The sequence below is a fragment of the Candidatus Thiosymbion oneisti genome, assembly GCF_004359955.1.
Taxonomy (GTDB): Bacteria; Pseudomonadota; Gammaproteobacteria; order Chromatiales; family Chromatiaceae; genus Thiosymbion; species Thiosymbion oneisti.
The window spans coordinates 1-16,864 of record NZ_SMSC01000031.1; the positions used below are offsets into that span (position 1 = coordinate 1).

14 protein-coding genes are annotated in these 16,864 nt (G+C 61.9%); 9 read left to right on the forward strand and 5 right to left on the reverse strand.

Features of this window, described 5'->3' with window-relative positions; all coding sequences use genetic code 11:
• Positions 1-243 precede the first annotated feature (243 nt).
• The 5 genes from E1958_RS16190 to E1958_RS16205 all read right to left on the reverse strand — a co-directional run bounded on the left by E1958_RS16190 (position 244) and on the right by E1958_RS16205 (position 6,477).
• Complete coding sequence (locus tag E1958_RS16190) at positions 244-3,147, reverse strand: sulfide/dihydroorotate dehydrogenase-like FAD/NAD-binding protein (RefSeq protein WP_133512799.1); 2,904 nt, start codon at positions 3,145-3,147, stop codon at positions 244-246.
• An 11-nt stretch (positions 3,148-3,158) separates the two neighbouring features.
• On the reverse strand, positions 3,159-3,710 hold the full coding sequence (locus E1958_RS16195) for a hypothetical protein (RefSeq protein WP_133512800.1): 552 nt from the start codon (positions 3,708-3,710) through the stop codon (positions 3,159-3,161).
• 1,084 nt (positions 3,711-4,794) lie between these two features.
• The gene (locus tag E1958_RS21700) at positions 4,795-4,926 is read right to left on the reverse strand and encodes a hypothetical protein (RefSeq protein WP_279512446.1); all 132 of its coding nucleotides are present in this window, start codon (positions 4,924-4,926) and stop codon (positions 4,795-4,797) included.
• 447 nt (positions 4,927-5,373) lie between these two features.
• Positions 5,374-5,583: a hypothetical protein gene (locus tag E1958_RS16200; protein ID WP_133512801.1), complete on the reverse strand. Its 210-nt coding sequence runs from the start codon at positions 5,581-5,583 to the stop codon at positions 5,374-5,376.
• 567 nt (positions 5,584-6,150) lie between these two features.
• Entirely contained in the window at positions 6,151-6,477 is a 327-nt protein-coding gene (locus tag E1958_RS16205; RefSeq protein WP_133512802.1) for a hypothetical protein, read from the reverse strand.
• Between the two features lie 323 nt (positions 6,478-6,800).
• Here E1958_RS16205 and ndk point away from each other — a divergent pair, with 323 nt between their 5' ends.
• The 9 genes from ndk (at position 6,801) to der (ending at position 16,781) form a co-directional block, all read left to right on the forward strand.
• Positions 6,801-7,229 (forward strand): nucleoside-diphosphate kinase, encoded by a 429-nt coding sequence (gene ndk, locus E1958_RS16210; protein ID WP_089727131.1) that lies wholly within the window; start codon positions 6,801-6,803, stop codon positions 7,227-7,229.
• 11 nt (positions 7,230-7,240) lie between these two features.
• Positions 7,241-8,332, forward strand: a complete 1,092-nt coding sequence (rlmN, locus tag E1958_RS16215) for a dual-specificity RNA methyltransferase RlmN (RefSeq protein WP_133512803.1) — start codon at positions 7,241-7,243, stop codon at positions 8,330-8,332.
• A gap of 29 nt (positions 8,333-8,361) precedes the next feature.
• A complete protein-coding gene (gene pilW, locus E1958_RS16220; RefSeq protein ID WP_133512823.1) occupies positions 8,362-9,096 on the forward strand; it encodes a type IV pilus biogenesis/stability protein PilW in 735 nt (244 codons plus the stop codon).
• 14 nt (positions 9,097-9,110) lie between these two features.
• The gene (locus E1958_RS16225) at positions 9,111-10,058 is read left to right on the forward strand and encodes a RodZ domain-containing protein (RefSeq protein WP_133512804.1); all 948 of its coding nucleotides are present in this window, start codon (positions 9,111-9,113) and stop codon (positions 10,056-10,058) included.
• 27 nt (positions 10,059-10,085) lie between these two features.
• The gene (gene hisS, locus E1958_RS16230; RefSeq protein ID WP_133512805.1) at positions 10,086-11,363 is read left to right on the forward strand and encodes a histidine--tRNA ligase; all 1,278 of its coding nucleotides are present in this window, start codon (positions 10,086-10,088) and stop codon (positions 11,361-11,363) included.
• A 206-nt stretch (positions 11,364-11,569) separates the two neighbouring features.
• On the forward strand, positions 11,570-12,196 hold the full coding sequence (locus E1958_RS16235) for a YfgM family protein (RefSeq protein ID WP_243725295.1): 627 nt from the start codon (positions 11,570-11,572) through the stop codon (positions 12,194-12,196).
• Between the two features lie 302 nt (positions 12,197-12,498).
• On the forward strand, positions 12,499-13,854 hold the full coding sequence (gene bamB, locus E1958_RS16240) for an outer membrane protein assembly factor BamB (protein WP_133512824.1): 1,356 nt from the start codon (positions 12,499-12,501) through the stop codon (positions 13,852-13,854).
• Positions 13,855-14,128: 274 nt separating this feature from the next.
• A complete protein-coding gene (aroF, locus tag E1958_RS16245; RefSeq protein WP_133512806.1) occupies positions 14,129-15,127 on the forward strand; it encodes a 3-deoxy-7-phosphoheptulonate synthase in 999 nt (332 codons plus the stop codon).
• Between the two features lie 253 nt (positions 15,128-15,380).
• Positions 15,381-16,781, forward strand: coding sequence for a ribosome biogenesis GTPase Der (gene der, locus E1958_RS16250; RefSeq protein ID WP_133512807.1), 1,401 nt, complete (start codon positions 15,381-15,383; stop codon positions 16,779-16,781).
• The last annotated feature ends 83 nt before the right edge of the window (positions 16,782-16,864 follow it).

Sequence of the window (16,864 nt, forward strand, 5' to 3'; positions counted from 1 at the left end):
GTAACCACGAGAGTTGCCTCTCTCTTGAGCATTCCTCTCCAGAAGATCCGAGAGGGCGTGATAACCGGAAAAGTCAATCGTGCCGAAATAAACGACGTAGTCGTATGTTGGGTCCAATTCTAATTTGGAATCCATCGGTTTCTCACTCTTTTCAGCATACGAACCAGGATTATGCAGTCAACCCACAAAGAGGGTGGAAAGCAACCTCGAATGCCCCTTCCGATCCCCAAAAATCACCGTCCCCTACACCCCATGCCGCTGCCGGTTCCGGTCTTCCTGCGCCCGGTACTGCTGGAATCTGGGAATGAACTTGTCCCAGTCGATGCTGTGGGCGTCGATCTCCGGGCCGTCGATGCAGGCGTGTTTGCGCACCAGCTTGCCGTCGCTGGTCACGGGGACCATGCAGGCGCCGCACATGCCGGTGGCGTCGACCATGATGGAGTTGAGGCTGGCGATGGTGCGCACGCCATAGGGCTGGGTGAGATCGCTGACGGCGCGCATCATGAGCGGCGGGCCGATGGTGACGACCTCGCCGACGGTGCGGCCGGTGCCGGCCTTGGCCGCATCGAGTAGCCCTGCCAGCGGTCCGGTGACGAAGCCCTCGATGCCGAAGCTGCCGTCGTTGGTGGCGTAGATGACCTCGAGCGTATCCGGGAACTCGGCCTGGAGTTGGCCAATGCGCGCGTCCGGCTCGGCCCAGAACATGAGCGCCTGAGTGCGAAAGCCGGCGATCAGGGTCACGTGATTACCCATCCGCAGATGCTCGCGCATGATGGGGTATACAGGCGGCAGCCCGACCCCGCCGGCGGTGAAGACAAGGGTCTCGCCTGCGGTGTAGCGGTGCAGTTGGCTTGGGAGTCCGAGGGGTCCGGCGATGCCGGTGAAGGCGTCGCCGACCTGCATCTTGTTCATGACGATGGTGCTGCTGCCTAGTCCCTGGATGACCAGGTCGATGGTGCCGGCCGCGACATCCCAATCCGCCAGGGTCAGGGGGATCAGCTCGCCCTTCTCCCAGGCCAGGACGCGCACGAACTGACCGGCCTTGGCGGCCTTGGCCACCAGGGGCGAGTGCACGACGAACTCGACGATGCCCGCAGCCAGCTCGAGCTTGTCCAGGATCTTCGCCGGGGCCTGGCCGGTCTCGGTGTAGCGTTCCGCGTGCGCGACCAGGGATTTGATCTCACTCGGGCTGAAGGGATTTTCACCCATAATCTCGCGGGCGGCCTCCTGGCCGTCGCCGGCGGCCTTGATGGCGGTGGAGCCACCCCGAGCCGCGTCGCCGCCGGTGTAGACATCATCCACCGAGGTCTCTTGGGTCCCGGACCGGATCTCGATGGTGCCCCACTTGCTGGTCTTGAGCTCCGGCTCGGCGTCCTTGACGATGGGGTTGGAGGTATTGCCGAGGGCCATGATAACCAGATCGACGGGCATTTCTTCGATGGCACCGGTGGCAACGGGACGCCGGCGCCCGGAGGCATCGGGCTCGCCCAGCGCCATGACATCGAGCAGGGCGCGGGTGACGAACTGGGTCTTGTGGTCGCCGACGAACTCCTGGGGTGCCCGCAGCACCTTGAGCTGGATGCCCTCTTCCAAGGCATGGTGCAACTCCTCGACGCGCACCGGCATCTCGGCCTGGGTGCGGCGGTAGACGATGGTGACCTCCCCCCCCAGACGGCGGGCGGTGCGGGCGGCATCCATGGCGGTATTGCCGCCGCCGATGACCATGACCTGCTTGCCTGCGGTGGTGGGCAAAGGTGTCTCGTACTCTTCCTTATGGGCCTGCATCAGGTTGACGCGGGTGAGGAATTCGTTTGCGGACAGGATGCCGAGCAGGTGCTCGCCGGGCACGTTCATAAAACGGGGCAGGCCGGCGCCGGTACCGATGAAGATCTTCCAGAAACCGGCGCGCTTCAGGGCCTCTAGGGTCGCGGTCTTGCCCACGATGAAGTTGCGGACGAATTTTCCGCCCAGCTGCTCGACCTTCTTGACCACATCGTCGATCAGCTCGTTGGGTAGGCGGAATTCCGGAATCCCGTAGCGCAGCACGCCCCCCAGCGCGTGGAAGGCCTCGAACACCGTCACCGGATAACCCTCCTTGGAGAGCAGATAGGCATTGATCAGCCCGGCGGGGCCGGAGCCGACCACCGCGATGGGCGGGCGCTCGGCCTTGGCCCAGGGGCTGATGGCCTGGGGTAACTCCAGGTACTTGTTCGGATTCAGGACCTTCTGGCTCTGGGGCAGATACCACTCCAGCTGGCCGATCTCGATCGGGCGCTGGTTGTGGGTGCAAACCCCCTGGCATTGGATTTCCTGCGGGCACACCCGGCCGGTGACATTAGGCAGGGGGTTGGACTCCTTGATCAGCTCCAGGGCCTGACGGAACTTCCCCTCCCCCATCAGATGCAGCAGCTCCGGGATGTGGATCTTGACCGGACAACCGCCTTTGTTTTCGCCGCCGTCCATGACCGGCAGACCGATCTCGCAGGGACGGTCATCGCACTGCTTGTCCCGTAGCACCTCCAGCCAGACGAAAAGCTCCACCTCGCGGAAGCTGTAGCCGAGCCCCATATAGCCGAGGTAGCCCTGGTTGACCAGATCGAAATCCTTGGCCCGCTCCTCGGGCGGTCGGATATAGGGTGGGATGTTGTTCTCTCCCGGCCAGTTGACCGATAGCCCCTTGAACATGGGATAGCGATCGGAGAGGTGCGCGTCGATGGCGCGGATGAACTTGCGCTTGGACTTCAGGGAGATATTCCAGAGGAAGCGCATCAGGAGAGTACTCATGTCATCCTCCCGCAGCAGCAGGCCCCAGAGCTTATAGGTAAAATCCGGGTCCAGCTCATCCTTCCGAAATTCCCAGGCAATGGCATCGATGCCCTCGGAAATGAACAGCTGGTTGAAGTACTGGGGATCGGTGACCAGACGCTTCTGCAAGAGATCGATCTGTTTCTGAAAGACCTCGACCGCCTCGCTATGCTCCAGCGTCCGGATCTCATCCTGGGCATCCCGGAGCCGGTTGCGATTGGAGGCGACCGCTTGGTTGGCCCGGTAGTAGCGCTCCAGGTCTGCGCGCTGGTAAGGGCCGGGAGGTTGCGGTTGCGGGTCGGCGCCCGGAGGCGACGCTTGATCCACGACTTGATGTGACATTAGGTTCACCTTTACCGGTGCGGTGGAAAATGTAGCCGGGAGAACCGGCGGCCGGCACGCACAGCCCGACGCTCGATCGCGGCGGCGGACTGTATCCCACCGCGATTTTCGAGAAACAGCAGAAAGGCTCGGGTGCTCACTTTGCGACAATTGTCCGGTAAGAAAAATCCGGCCCGAGCAATCTTGTGATCCTCGAACAAAAACACACCCGTCCGGGACGGCGATTCCAGCACCAGCCCGGTCATCACCTCTTGAATTGCGAGTTCTCCGAGATTCCTTTTCCGGGGCGGCGGAACCGAGTCGGTTGATAGCGCGTGTATGGTTCGTGTGGATAGAACTTTGACCTGCCGCTTCCGCGACCATTCGGCCAGCTTGTTACTGGTTGGCGTCTTGTTTCGGGTGACCTCGTGCAACACCATATCGACCAGGGCCAGGCTCCATCCCGGTTCGAGCAGCAGGTCCAACGCGTCCGCGTAGGCCAGGGTGATGAGAGGACCGGCATCCGGCAGCAATACGACCTGCCGATAACCAACAGGTTCCTGCTCTCTATGTGGACAGCCCAACCTCCCGCGCCTTGACGTATGAACAAGTGTAGCACTTGAGTTGAGTGCCGGTCTTTGTCCAGGATCCCCAGAGGTTTGATGGGCACGCTTCGCTGAATTTCATACTGCTGGCTCCCACGCTGGAGAGACTGTGAAAGAATTCGCCGCTGGTGGTGTCAGGTTCTTTGAAATTCCGATTGCCCGCGACTTCCGACGCCTCGAAGGTCTCGACGATAGCGCAGCCCGGAACTGAAGAGGGCATTGACTGAGGTCTCCCGCCTTAGCGGCAACTACCTTGGCTCCGCTTGAGCAAATCGCGATCGACCAGCGTAGTTGACATTCGTAGACATGTTAGCCTCCCACCCTATAGCACACGAATAAGTGTAGCACATGAATAGGTACCGGCTGGTAGCCCTGTCTGGTGATCGGCACGGACCTGACGCCGCTTTGATCGCTTGGATAACCTCGTACCGATCTCACATGCTGGCCCTGGCTGGCAGGGAAAGCGCCGTCGCCGCGGTGTGTGGCGTGCAATATTCAGGTTTCTATTCAGGTTCTTGGCAACTCACGATGGCGTCACTTAGCGCGGATCTCGACTAATACCTCGTGCTGCTCTGCCTCGGCGCACTCCAAAAAGAGTCGGATCGATATCTGACGGTCCCGACTCACTCCAGGCAACCGTTTATTCTTGCAGCAGCGACACCCGGGAGTCCTGCCCGCGGACGACACTTCATCGAGCGCCCGTCCCGGACGGCGCATCCGATCTCGGCTTTGGTGGTGGCGAGCGCTCTTACCCTCTTTTTACCTTAAATCCAATGCCATTGTTAAGCGTTACCGACGCGGTTTGTGGGATCACCGATCGTGCGCTGTTTTCGCCTCGCCCCAACCTCTCCCCGCCGCTGAGGGTGTCGTAAAAGGTGAGGCCTGACGCGTCATTCGTTCCTACGCTGGAGCGTCACTGCCATTGCTATGAAAAGCGCAAAAAAATATATGCTCGCATACCTACGCTCTTTTCGAGATCATATAAATGAGCAAAAGTCACCGGGGATCGGAGAAGACCCGTGAGCCGCTGACCGAGTGATGACTTTGCCACCAAGATCGCAGCTCAGCGGTCCTTCACCCGTGAGCGGGTGCTCACGTTCACCGGTGGTGGCGGACCTTTGGTGCCTGAAAGCGTGAAGTCGTTGCAGAACCTCAACGAAATATTGAACTGGCTGGCGATGAGCTGGTCAGTCACGGCAAGCGTTCCGCTAAGTATCGTTACACACTCAAGTAATAATGGCCTTTATCGAGATCACCGAGGAAGGCCGTGTAGACGCTCTACAGAAGCGATGATGATGACCCGCGTTACTGGGGCTCGGACTGGCTGGGAGGGACGGCCTGGATTGCGTTAAGCTGCCCGACACGATGCCGTGCGCGAGGTTCTTTGGCAATTAATACCGCCTGCGAATGGCAAAGATAGCAAGGCGCAAGGAGAGCACCCCGATGCCTTGGCCTCGGTGTCCTATGATCTGCGTAGGGAACTGCGTGGCCCTGACGCACGTCTGGAGCGGGCCGATGCCTATGTGAGGTGGATTTGGCGGTGGCGCATCTGAGCATGCCCGCCCGCGACTTGCTGCTGGCCACGATCGCAACGACCTATCATTCTCCAGTTGGCGGAACTCAGTCAGCGTGGCATCGACTTTCAGGATTCCGCTGCTCGGCGTGGCCCTCCTTCCGCTGGTATTCCGAGCCATGCTGCGCTGGTCAGGGTGCCGATATTGTCGTCACGCCTTACGCCCTGTTGTAAAGGCGGCGGATCCGCCGCCCCGCTGATGCGTATGCGTACCGTGCGTGTCTGGAGCACCGGGGAATGGGAAGTGCCGGTGACGTCCTTTTGTGCGATTAAGGCCATTCCACAGCGGATTTCGCGCTACTCTACCACCAGCCGCTGGGGTGCGGAGAGCTCTATGGGGTGCCTGACGCGCTTTGGCGTTAAGGACTTCACTGGCCCTGGTCCTGAGGCGGTGCGCTGTGATTTCTTCGGGCTACCGTCTTCGCTAGCGGCCTGGAGTCGTTGCTCACCGAAAGCGCACAGGTCAACCTCGATGCCAAACCGACCCGCCACCCCCAGCAGGTCAACCGCGCTGTCTCCTTCAATGCCATTGCTAATAACGCCCTGTGATGCTCACCAAGATAGCGAACATCGAGGTATTCCGCGAGCGCCTCACGGTCCCTGTTTATGACTACACCCTGCTCTCAGCGCCAAGACCGCAACCCCCCGCGTCGCAACACCTCCGCCAGAGGCTTACTCGATTTCTATCAGCGCCGACGCAAGCCTTGCTACTGAGGCCGTTGACACTAACTTAATGGCAGTGACGCTCCAGCGTGGGAACGAGCCAAAAACTTACCCATCACCAAAATCCTGTAAATCCTGGGTAATCTTGTAAATCCTGTACGATTAGGGCTTCGCACAAATCATTCAGATACTGCACCCATGACCGGAGCAATCCGGACTACGCAGGCGCAGGAGCCCCGTCAGCCAGGACCCAATGGGCTCGATGCGGTTGGGATTGTCTGCTGCGGCGCCTTCCCACTCCCTCTTGCCAAGCAGGAAACGCAAACTACCCTTGCTGAATCCACCCAATCTCAATGCTTCCAGCCAGTCCAGGTCTGCTAGCTCCGGCGGCGGTCGGGTCAGGCCCAGATTGCCGAGATCCAGGCGGCCGGTGCGGGCGGCTTGCTCGGCCGCGATGCGCTCACGGGCGATGTCGAGGCGTTCCGCGGTCTGCCGCTTGTCCTTGCTCATAAGCCGGGATTTTATCCGGTAGGGTGGGCTGTGCCCACCGAGGACTCTGAAGGGAAAGCCACGAATCACGCGATGCGTAGTTTCTCTTCTTGAATCCGCAGATTACGCAGATTTCCGCAGATTAAGGCATGGAACAATCTGCGAGAATCGGCGTAATCTGCGGATAAAACAGAGGTCCTCGATTGCCCGATTAGGATGGGCTTAGTAAACTTCGGGTCGCTTACCGGCGCCCCAGGACCACGTGGAAATCAGCGCCGCATGGAAATCAGCGCGGCAATGGCCCGGCGCGCACGCCACAGACCACACCAGCAAGAGGTTCCCCCATGGCCAGCGAACGTACCCTGTCTATCATCAAGCCCGACGCCGTCGCGAAAAACCACATCGGCGCCATCTATGAGCGCTTCGAGCGGGCGGGTCTGCGTATCGTCGCGGCGCGCATGTTGCACCTGACCCGCGAGCAGGCGAGTGCCTTCTACGCGGTACACCAGGCGCGGCCCTTCTTCGTGGAGCTGGTGGACTATATGACCTCCGGCCCTATCCTGGTCCAGGTGCTCGAGGGTGAAGACGCCATCGCCCGCAACCGCAAGGTAATGGGGGCCACGGATCCGAAGCAGGCGGAGCCGGGCACGATCCGGGCCGATTTTGCCGCCGATGTGTCGGAGAACGCGGTCCACGGTTCGGATGCGCCGGAGACCGCCACCACGGAGATCGCCTTCTTCTTCCCGGACGGTGTGTGCAAGCGCACCCGTTAAGCGCCCGGACCGTGAACGCTGCTGTCCCCAAGCCCAATCTGCTGGATCTGGATCTGCAGGGTTGCCAGGCCTTGGTAACCGGGATGGGTGGTAAGGGCTTCCACGGCCGCAGCCTGTTCAAGTGGATTCACAAGCACGGCGTGGTCGACTGCGAGGCCATGACCGACCTCTCCCAGGCCCTACGCCGGCGGCTGGGCGCCGAGACCCGGATCTGCCTGCCGCGGTTGGTGGAGACACAGCCCGCCGCGGACGGTACCCGCAAGTGGGTCTTGGAGTTGGCCGACGGCCAGCGGGTGGAGACGGTGTTGATTCCGGAGGGGCGCCGCACCACGGTGTGCGTCTCTTCGCAGGTGGGGTGTGCCCTGGCTTGCAGCTTCTGCGCCACGGCGCGCCAGGGGTTCAACCGCAATCTGACGGCCGGGGAGATCGTGGGCCAGGTGTGGCACGCGACCCGCGCCCTCGGCAGGGCGCCCACCAATGTGGTCCTGATGGGGATGGGGGAGCCGCTGGCGAATTTCGAGGCGGTGGTGACCGCCGTGGATATCCTGCGGGACGATCTGGCCTATATGCTCTCCAAGTACCGGGTGACCCTGAGCACTGCCGGGGTCGTGCCCAATATCTATCGGCTGCGGGAGGTGAGCGACGTGTCGCTCGCCGTTTCGCTGCACGCCGCGGACAATGCCCTGCGCGACCGATTGGTGCCCATCAACCGCAAGTATCCTTTGGAGACCTTGCTGCCCGCCTGCAAGGCCTTCGTCGCCGGCGATAGGCGCCGCCGCATTACGTGGGAATATGTCATGCTCGATGGGGTCAATGACCAGATCCTTCATGCCAAGCGCCTGATCCGGTTGCTGGAGGGGGTTCCGTCCAAGCTCAATCTGATCCCCTTCAATCCCTTCCCCGGCTCGGATTTCCGGACCTCACCGGAGGAGCGGGTGGAGGCGTTTCGCCGGCGGGTCCTGGGTTCCGGTATCGTGGCCACCACGCGCAAGACCCGCGGGGGCGAGATCGCCGCCGCCTGCGGCCAGCTTGTGGGCCGGGTCCGCGATCGCAGCCGCCGCGCGGCTCGTGGGCAAGCGGCCATCGGGGTCGTCGTACCATGAGCCGCAAAGGGTGTGCAGGGTTACTGTCGATGGTCGCCTGCTTGCTGGTGACGGCCTGCGCCGGCGGCAGTGTGCGGGGCGAGAGTGCGGTCGGTGACCTGGGTGGAGACGGGCAGGAGCGCCCCGGAGATCTCTATGTGCGGCTCGCGGTCGAGTATCTCAGACAGGGGCAGACGGAGACGGCCCTGCGTAAGGCCGGCGATGCGGTGGCCGAGGACCCTGACAATCCCCAGGCCCATAATCTCATGGCCCTGATCTACCAGCGGTTGGGGTGGGACCGATTGGCCGAGCAGCACTTCCGCAAGGCCATCGGCCTGGGGCCCGGGGACCCTTACATCCTCAATGCCTATGCCAGTTTTTTATGCAACCGGCGCAGGTTTGCCCAGGCCCGGTCTCAGTATGAGAAGGCCCTGGCTAACCCGCGCTACGCCACGCCCTGGATCGCGATGACCAACCTGGGAATCTGCGCCCGGCACGGCGGCAACGGCGGCCAGGCGGAGACCTACTTCCGGCGGGCGCTGAGTACCAACCCCCGCTTCGGCTCCGCCCTGGCGGCCCTGGCCGATCTGGACTACAGCGACGGCCGTTACCGGTCCGCCAAGACCCATCTAGACCGCTATTTCAAGGTTGCCCAGCCGACCCCCCAGGTCCTCTTGCTGGCAATCAGGGTCGAACGTAAGCTAGGCTCGCGCCAGCGGGCGGATACCTATGCCGAGCTGCTGCGTAAGCGTTACCCCGATGCGCCGCAACTCAGTCAACTCTAGAGATTGCAACCTCCATGAGCACCTATCTCATACCATCACGGGAAGACGATACCACCATGGGGCCGGTGGACAGCCCGGGCAGGCGTTTGCGTATCGCCCGCCAGTCCCGCGGCCTGACGCAGGAACGCGTGGCCCAAGAGCTGCACCTGCACCCGACTATGATCGAGGCCCTGGAGCATGAAGATTACAAGTCCTTACCGGAGCCGGTCTTCGTCGCCGGTTATGTCCGTAAGTATGCACGCTTGGTCGGTCTGGCCCCGGAGCCCCTGGTGGCCGCCTATGGGGCAGCGCCGGCCCGGGTGCATACCGACACCGCGGTGCGTGCCGGCCACCGCCGGACCGGCGTCAGTCATCTGACCGTCGGCCTGGTCGGGGTGGGGATCCTGCTCCTGGCGGGTGTTTTGACGTTCCTGTGGCGACAGTACCAACGACCGGACCCGGGGCTGGAGACGGCCGCTGCCGCGGAGGTCGGGCGGGAAGCGGCAGTGTCGGATATGCTCGATAAGATCCCGGAGCCTGAGCTGTCGGCCTTCCTCACCGACCTGGAGGATCTACTCGCGGATCAGGAGACGGGGCAATCTCCCGAGCCGGGATCGGACCCGGAGACCGCGCAGCCACAACCGCCGACCACCGCAGGTACGACCGCAGCCATGGACACCCGGCCTCCGGGCGTCGCCCAGGACACGGAAGCACCGATGGCCATCAAGCCCGGTGAGATCGAGATCAGCTTCCATGGTCCCTGTTGGGCGGATGTGCGCGATAGCGAGCAAAAACACAAGCTCTTCGGCAAGATGAAGAAAGGTGACCATTACGTTTTGGAGGGTAAGCCGCCGCACGCGTTCATACTCGGAAACGCGGCGGCGGTACAGGTCACGGTGAGGGGGAAGCCCCTCGATTTGAGCACCGTTTCCCGCGGCAATGTCGCTCGCTTCACGCTGGATGCGGACGGCAGGATACGCTGAGCGGCCACCGGCGGGTCGATCCTCACCATGCACGGACCAGCGGCACAAACCCTCCAGGCGATCCGGGGGATGCACGATATCCTCCCGGAGCGGACCGGCCTCTGGCAGACCCTGGAAGACCGCGCCAGGGCAGTCCTCGAGGGCTATGGCTACCAGGAGATCCGCACGCCCCTGGTGGAGGTAACGGACCTGTTCAAACGCTCCATCGGTGAGGTCACCGACATCGTCGAGAAGGAGATGTACAGCTTCGAGGACCGCAACGGCGACAGCTTGAGCCTGCGCCCCGAAGGGACCGCGAGTTGCGTGCGGGCCGCCATCGAGCATGGCCTGGTCTCCGCCCCCCGACGCCTCTGGTATCGCGGCCCCATGTTTCGGCACGAGCGTCCCCAGAAGGGCCGCTACCGTCAGTTTCATCAGATCGGCGTCGAGGTCTTCGGGCTCGCGGGACCGGACATCGACCAAGAGGTGGTACTGCTGACCCAGCGCCTGTGGGACACCCTCGGACTCAGGGACTTAAGGCTGGAGATCAACAGCTTGGGCGAAGGCGACGAGCGCGCTGCTTATCGCCGTGAGCTCGTGTCCTATCTGGAGGGGAAGCTGGAGTATCTGGACGCGGACAGCCGCCGCCGACTGCGGACCAACCCCCTGCGGGTGCTCGATACCAAGCACCCGGACACCCAGGCGGTGATCGCCGGGGCACCGCGCCTCCTAGACTACCTGGGTGAGGAATCACAGGCCCACTTCGACCGCTTTTGCGCCGGTCTCGACGCCGCCGGTGTGGGCTATGAGGTCAATCCACGCCTGGTACGGGGCCTGGACTATTACAACCGCACGGTCTTCGAGTGGATCGCCGACGGTCTCGGCGCCCAAGGCACCGTCTGCGCCGGGGGGCGTTACGATACCCTGGTGGCCCGACTCGGAGGGCGCCCGACCCCTGCCGTCGGCTTCGCCTTGGGGCTGGAGCGCCTGGTTGCCATGTTGGAGACCGAACCACTGCCGGATAAGGGCTTGGATGCCTATCTGATCGCCGTGGGGGACGGACCCCAGGCCAAGGCCCTGCTGGTGTCCGAGACCCTGCGCGATGCCTCGCCTAAGCTACGCCTGATCTGCCACTGTGGCGGCGGCAGCTTCAAGAGCCAATTCAAGAAGGCGGACCGCAGCGGTGCCCGCTATGCCCTGGTGCTCGGCGAAGACGAACTGGCGCGCGGGGTGATCGGCGTGAAGCCCCTGCGCGAGGAGGGCGAGCAGTCGGAGGTCGCACTGGACCAGCTGGGGGCCTTCTTTGCTACCCGAACTTCCAACTAGAAAGGCGGGATGCGCTGCGCTTTCCCGCCCTACGTGCTGGTCTGTCGAAGATATCGAAGTCTATCCAAGAACCGTCGATAACGGCGAACCGATCCCGACTGAATTCGCGTTCATTTACGGCAAAAAAAGATTCCCATAAGCACAACATCCAAAATGTCAGGAGTCCCTAAAACGCATCAGCATTCAAAAATCCGCGGGAGGGAATTGTGATCAACTACGAATCGGACGAGGAAAGGGCCGAAGCGATCAAGAAGTGGTGGAAGGAGAACGGCCTTTCCATCTTGCTCGGGGTGGGCATCGGCCTGGGGGCCATCTTCGGCTGGCGGGCCTGGATGGGCTACCGGGAAACGGTGGGACAGCAGGCCTCCGCAGCCTTCGAGCAGCTCTTGGCCGCCGCCGCCGGCAATGCCCAGTCCACGCGCGCGCAATCCAAGCTGCTGCGCGAGGAGTTCGCTGCCACCGCCTACGCGACCTTGGCGTCGCTGGTGCAGGCCCGCGTCGAGGTCGAGGCCGGCAATCTCGCCGCTGCCCGCACTGCCCTTGAGCAGGCGATCGCCGGCTCCCCCGCTCCCGGCATTAGGCGCATCGCCGCCTTGCGCCTGGCCCGTGTTCTGATCGCGGAGGGCGACCTTGAGGGGGCGGCGGGCTTGGTCGCACAGCATGACGACAGCAAAGGCTTCGGGGGCGCCTTCGCCGCCCTGCGCGGTGAGATTGCACAGGCCCAAGGCCGTATGGCTGACGCCCGCGCCGCCTATGAGCAGGCACTCGCCGCCGGTGCCCCGAGCCCGGATCGGATACGCATGAAGCTCGATAACCTGCCCCCCGCCAGCTGAAGCGATTTCATATTGGTTAACCACGGAGACGCAGAGCACGCGAATATCGGACACGGGCACCGTCAAGGCGGCGTGCTCCCAGAGACATCGTTTTTTTGCCGCAAATGAACGCAAATAGACGCAAATCAGTCGCAATCGGCTCACCATCAGCAACGGTTTTTGGCCCCGTTGCATCCGTCTGTGCCCATTTGCAGCTAACTCTTTCGTTCCCGAATCGAGCCGTAGCCCAATACCGGCTTGGGCACGGGCACCGCAAAAACAGCGCACCATTTTTCGCCGATCGCCTGAAAACCCGCGTGCGCATGGGTTTCCTGACCATATTCTCGGTCCTGCTGCTCAGCGGCTGTGGCATCATGTCCTGGTTCGGCGGCGAAGAGGACCCCCGCCCCCCGACGGAACTCAAGGATCTGAAGCCCGAGATCAGCGTCACCATACACTGGTCCAGGGAGATCGGGGTGGGAACGGACGGGCGGCGGCTCAATCTGATTCCGGCGCTCCATGGCGGGCGCCTCTATGTCGCCGATGCCGAGGGCCGCATCCTGGCCCTGGACGCTGCCACCGGAAAGGTCCTGTGGGAACGGGAGACGGGCCTTCCCTTCAGCGGCGGGCCGGAGGTGGATGCCGAGCACATCATCCTTGGCTCCAGCGACGGTGACCTGGTAGCGCGCTCGGCGCGCGACGGTGCCGAGCGCTGGCATGCCCGCTTGGGCAGCGAGGTCCTCTCCGTACCCCGCATCGCTGGCTCCAGCGTCCTGGTCCACACCCTGGACGACAGCGTCTACGCATTCGATCTCGGCTCCGGCAATCGACTCTGGAAGTACAGCTACTCGGCCCCGGTCCTCACCCTGCGCGGCAGCAGCATGCCGGCCATCACCGACGACAGCGTCATCGTTGGCATCTCCGGCGGTCAGTTGATCAATCTGGAGCTCCAAAGCGGTGTGCCGCGCTGGGAAACCATCGTGACCCCACCGCACGGCCGTTCCGAGCTGGCACGTATCGCCGACATCGACGCCGACCCCATCATCGTCGCGGACACGATTTATGTCGCCACCTACAATGGGGATCTGGCCGCCGTCGACCTGACCACCGGCTCCGTGCGCTGGCGCCGCCAGCTCTCGGCCCACGCGGGGCTGGCAGCGAGCGCCGGCATACTCTATATCACCGACTCCGATGACCTGATATGGGCCGCAACCGCCGCCGGAACCGACATCTGGAAGCAAGAGGCCCTCAAGTACCGACGCCTGACCGCCCCGGCGATACTCGGCAACCTGGTGGCGGTCGGAGACATGGAAGGCTATGTCCATTGGCTGGATCGCCGTGACGGTCGCCTGGTGGCCCGAGTCGAGGTAGCGGACGGACCCATCACAGGGCGCCCCCAGGTGGCAGGCGGTAAGCTCTACGTCTACGGCAACGACGGCACCCTGGCCGCACTCTCTGCAGGATCACCGCCGCCACCGCCGCCTAAACCTAGGAAACCTAAGCCGACCCCGAATCCTGATGATACGGATACTCCAACCGCTCGCGCTGTGGATGCACCATACCCGGCGGGATCGCCGCCCGCATCATCGCCCAAACCTAAGCCGACCCCGAACCCCGGTGGCACCGGCACCTCCCGCGCTGCGGATGTGCCCCGTCAGGATAAGCAGGTACGGGAATGATTAACCGCTTCTCCGAGTCCCCAGCATCTCTGCGGTGCATACGAGTGGGCACCTGTTGTCAAGGAAGCTGAACTTAATCTCAGGAATGTTCTAGAGGGCGTTCTCAATTGAGCTGAATCCTCATGAAGATCAAGCACATCAGGCCCATGCAGCAGCGGCTACGAGTTTCCGAGACACTCCGCGGCGCGGAGCTTCTGCGTTCCCACGCGGCGCGTGGGAACGAGAGAAAATCTGTTAATTGAGAACGCCCCCCTAGGACTATGGGGGAGAACTTATGATCATTCACTTTAAGAAAGAAATTGGATCGGAAAAGGCGAATCAGTATGGAGAGCAACTCGCAGCATTCATTATTGAGAAGGATGATAAGTTTGTTGCTGTAACCTCCTCCAATGTTAAAGAGATCGATTCTTCATTAGCCGCTGATTCATTGGAGAGCTTTGTTTTCGAGAACGATTTGCAATTGTCTGCAAGAAGTTATATGAACCATACTCGAGAAGTACGGATTGGTAACATAACTATTGGAGGCAAAACGAATAACACCTTGGTAATTGCAGGTCCGTGTTCCGTAGAATCTGAAGAGCAGATCCGGCAATCTTCGGCTTTCTTGAAAGAATTGAACTTAACGACCTTACGAGGAGGATGTTATAAGCCGCGAACTTCTCCTTACAGCTTTCAAGGGTTGGGACTGGAAGGTTTGAAGTTGCTCAAAAAGATGAAAGACGAATATGGGTTGAACATCATCACTGAAGTAAGAGATGCAACCCATGTACATGAAGTGATCGAATATTCGGATGTTATTCAAATTGGTGCAAAAGCCATGTACGACCAGGGGATCTTGAGAGCTTGTGCCAAAACTCAGAAACCAGTATTGATCAAAAGAGGATTTGGTACAACATTGCAGGAATTTGCACAATGCGCAGAGTTTGTATTGTCAGGAGGAAATGATAATGTCATTTTGTGTGAAAGAGGGATAAGAACCTTTGAAACGAAAACGAGATTTACCCTTGATCTGTGTGGCGTGGCATTCTTAAAACAATACACCAATCTTCCACTTATATTGGATCCATCCCATGCTATGGGACATGCGTACGGTGTCCCTGATCTTACCAGAGCCTGTGTAGCTATGGGAATTGATGGACTATTGATAGAGGTGCATCCGAATCCTAAAGTTGCAAAGTCAGACGCTACACAACAGCTCGATCGCCAGGAGTTTAAGGAGCTGCTTTCAACTTTATCGCCAATAGCCGCTTCTGTAGGAAGAAAAATAGTATAGAACCCGTAGGTCGGGTCAGGCCAGGGATGGCCGCCACCCGACGGAGGTAGCTAACATACGGCGGATGGCGCAAGCTTATCCGCCCTACGCGGGCCAAGACAACCGGGGAAGAGGGTCACTCGCTCCCCATCGTGTGATGGACCCCACGACACCGATCACCCGGTCGAGGACATCGTGGCAGCTCATTCGCTCCATAACTCGTTGTTTTAGATTGCAATGATGTGGGGATACCTCAGCAACAGCTCCTAACGCCATGCTCCCCATCCTCACCCTGGTGGGCCGGCCCAATGTGGGCAAATCGACCCTGTTCAACCGCCTGACCAGGACCCGAGACGCCCTGGTGGCCGATTATGCCGGACTGACCCGAGACCGCCGTTACGGCATCGGTCGCATCGGCCCCAATCCCTATATCGTGGTCGACACCGGGGGCTTGAGCGGGGAATCCACGGGCGTGGCCGGCTCGGTAGAGCAACAGATCGCCCACGCCCTGGCGGAGGCGGATCACCTGCTGTTCCTGGTAGACGCCCGCGACGGCTGCACTGGCACCGATCTGGAGCTCGCGGGACGTCTCCGCCGCATGGGTAAAGCCATCGCCCTGGTGGTCAACAAGACCGACCACGGAGACCCGGCCCTAGCCACGGCGGAATTCCACCCCATGGGCCTGGGCGAGCCGTTCGCCATCTCCGCGACCCAGGGCCGCGGTGTGAGGATGCTCATGGAGCGGGTATGGGAGGGGCTTCCCAAGACCCGGCCGGATGCAACCACCCCGACGCCCGGGAACGGCGGCACCCGAATTGCCGTCGTGGGCCGGCCGAATGTGGGCAAGTCCACGCTGGTCAACCGATTGCTGGGCGAGGAACGGCTGGTGACCTGCGATGCCCCAGGTACCACTCGCGACAGTATCGAGGTCCCCTTCGAGTATCAGGGCAAAGCCTACACCCTGATCGACACCGCCGGGGTGCGACGGCGCGCCAAGGTCCGGGAGGCGGTAGAGAAATTCAGCGTCGTCAAGACCCTCCAGGCCATCGAGCAGTGCAACCTGGTCATCCTGGTCCTCGACGCTCGGCAGGGCATCGGCGAGCAGGACGCCACCCTCGCCACCCACATCCTGGACAGCGGCCGTGCCCTGGTGGTGGCGGTCAACAAGTGGGATGGGCTCAGCGACGAAGAACGCGCTCGGGTACGCGACGCCCTCGACCGGACCCTGGGATTCCTGGATTTTGCTGCAGTCCATTACATCTCCGCCCGACACGGCAGCGGCGTCGGCCAGTTGCCGGAGGCGACGGACCGGGCCATCGCAAACGCCACCCGCGACCTGGGCACCCCCGAGCTGACCCGCATCCTGGAAGAAGCGGTGCAGGGGCATCCACCGCCGCTCGTGCGCGGGCGTCGCATCAAGCTGCGCTACGCCCATCAGGGGGGACGCAACCCCCCCATCATCGTCATCCATGGCAACCAGACGGCGGCGGTACCCCACGCCTACCGGCGCTACCTCATCAATTGCTTTCGCCGTCGACTCGACCTCAGCGGAACCCCCCTGCGACTCGAATTCCGCACCGCAACCAACCCCTACGCGGGACGTCGCAACCGCCTCACCCCCGCCCAGCAACGTAAACGGGCCCGTCTCAAGCGGTATATAGGCCGTAGGGGATGAATCCCCCGCCCTAAGGAGGGTGTCGCAAAAGCCCCTCTCCCGCCGGGAGAGGAGTTGGGGAGAGGGGATCAAAGGGCGAGATC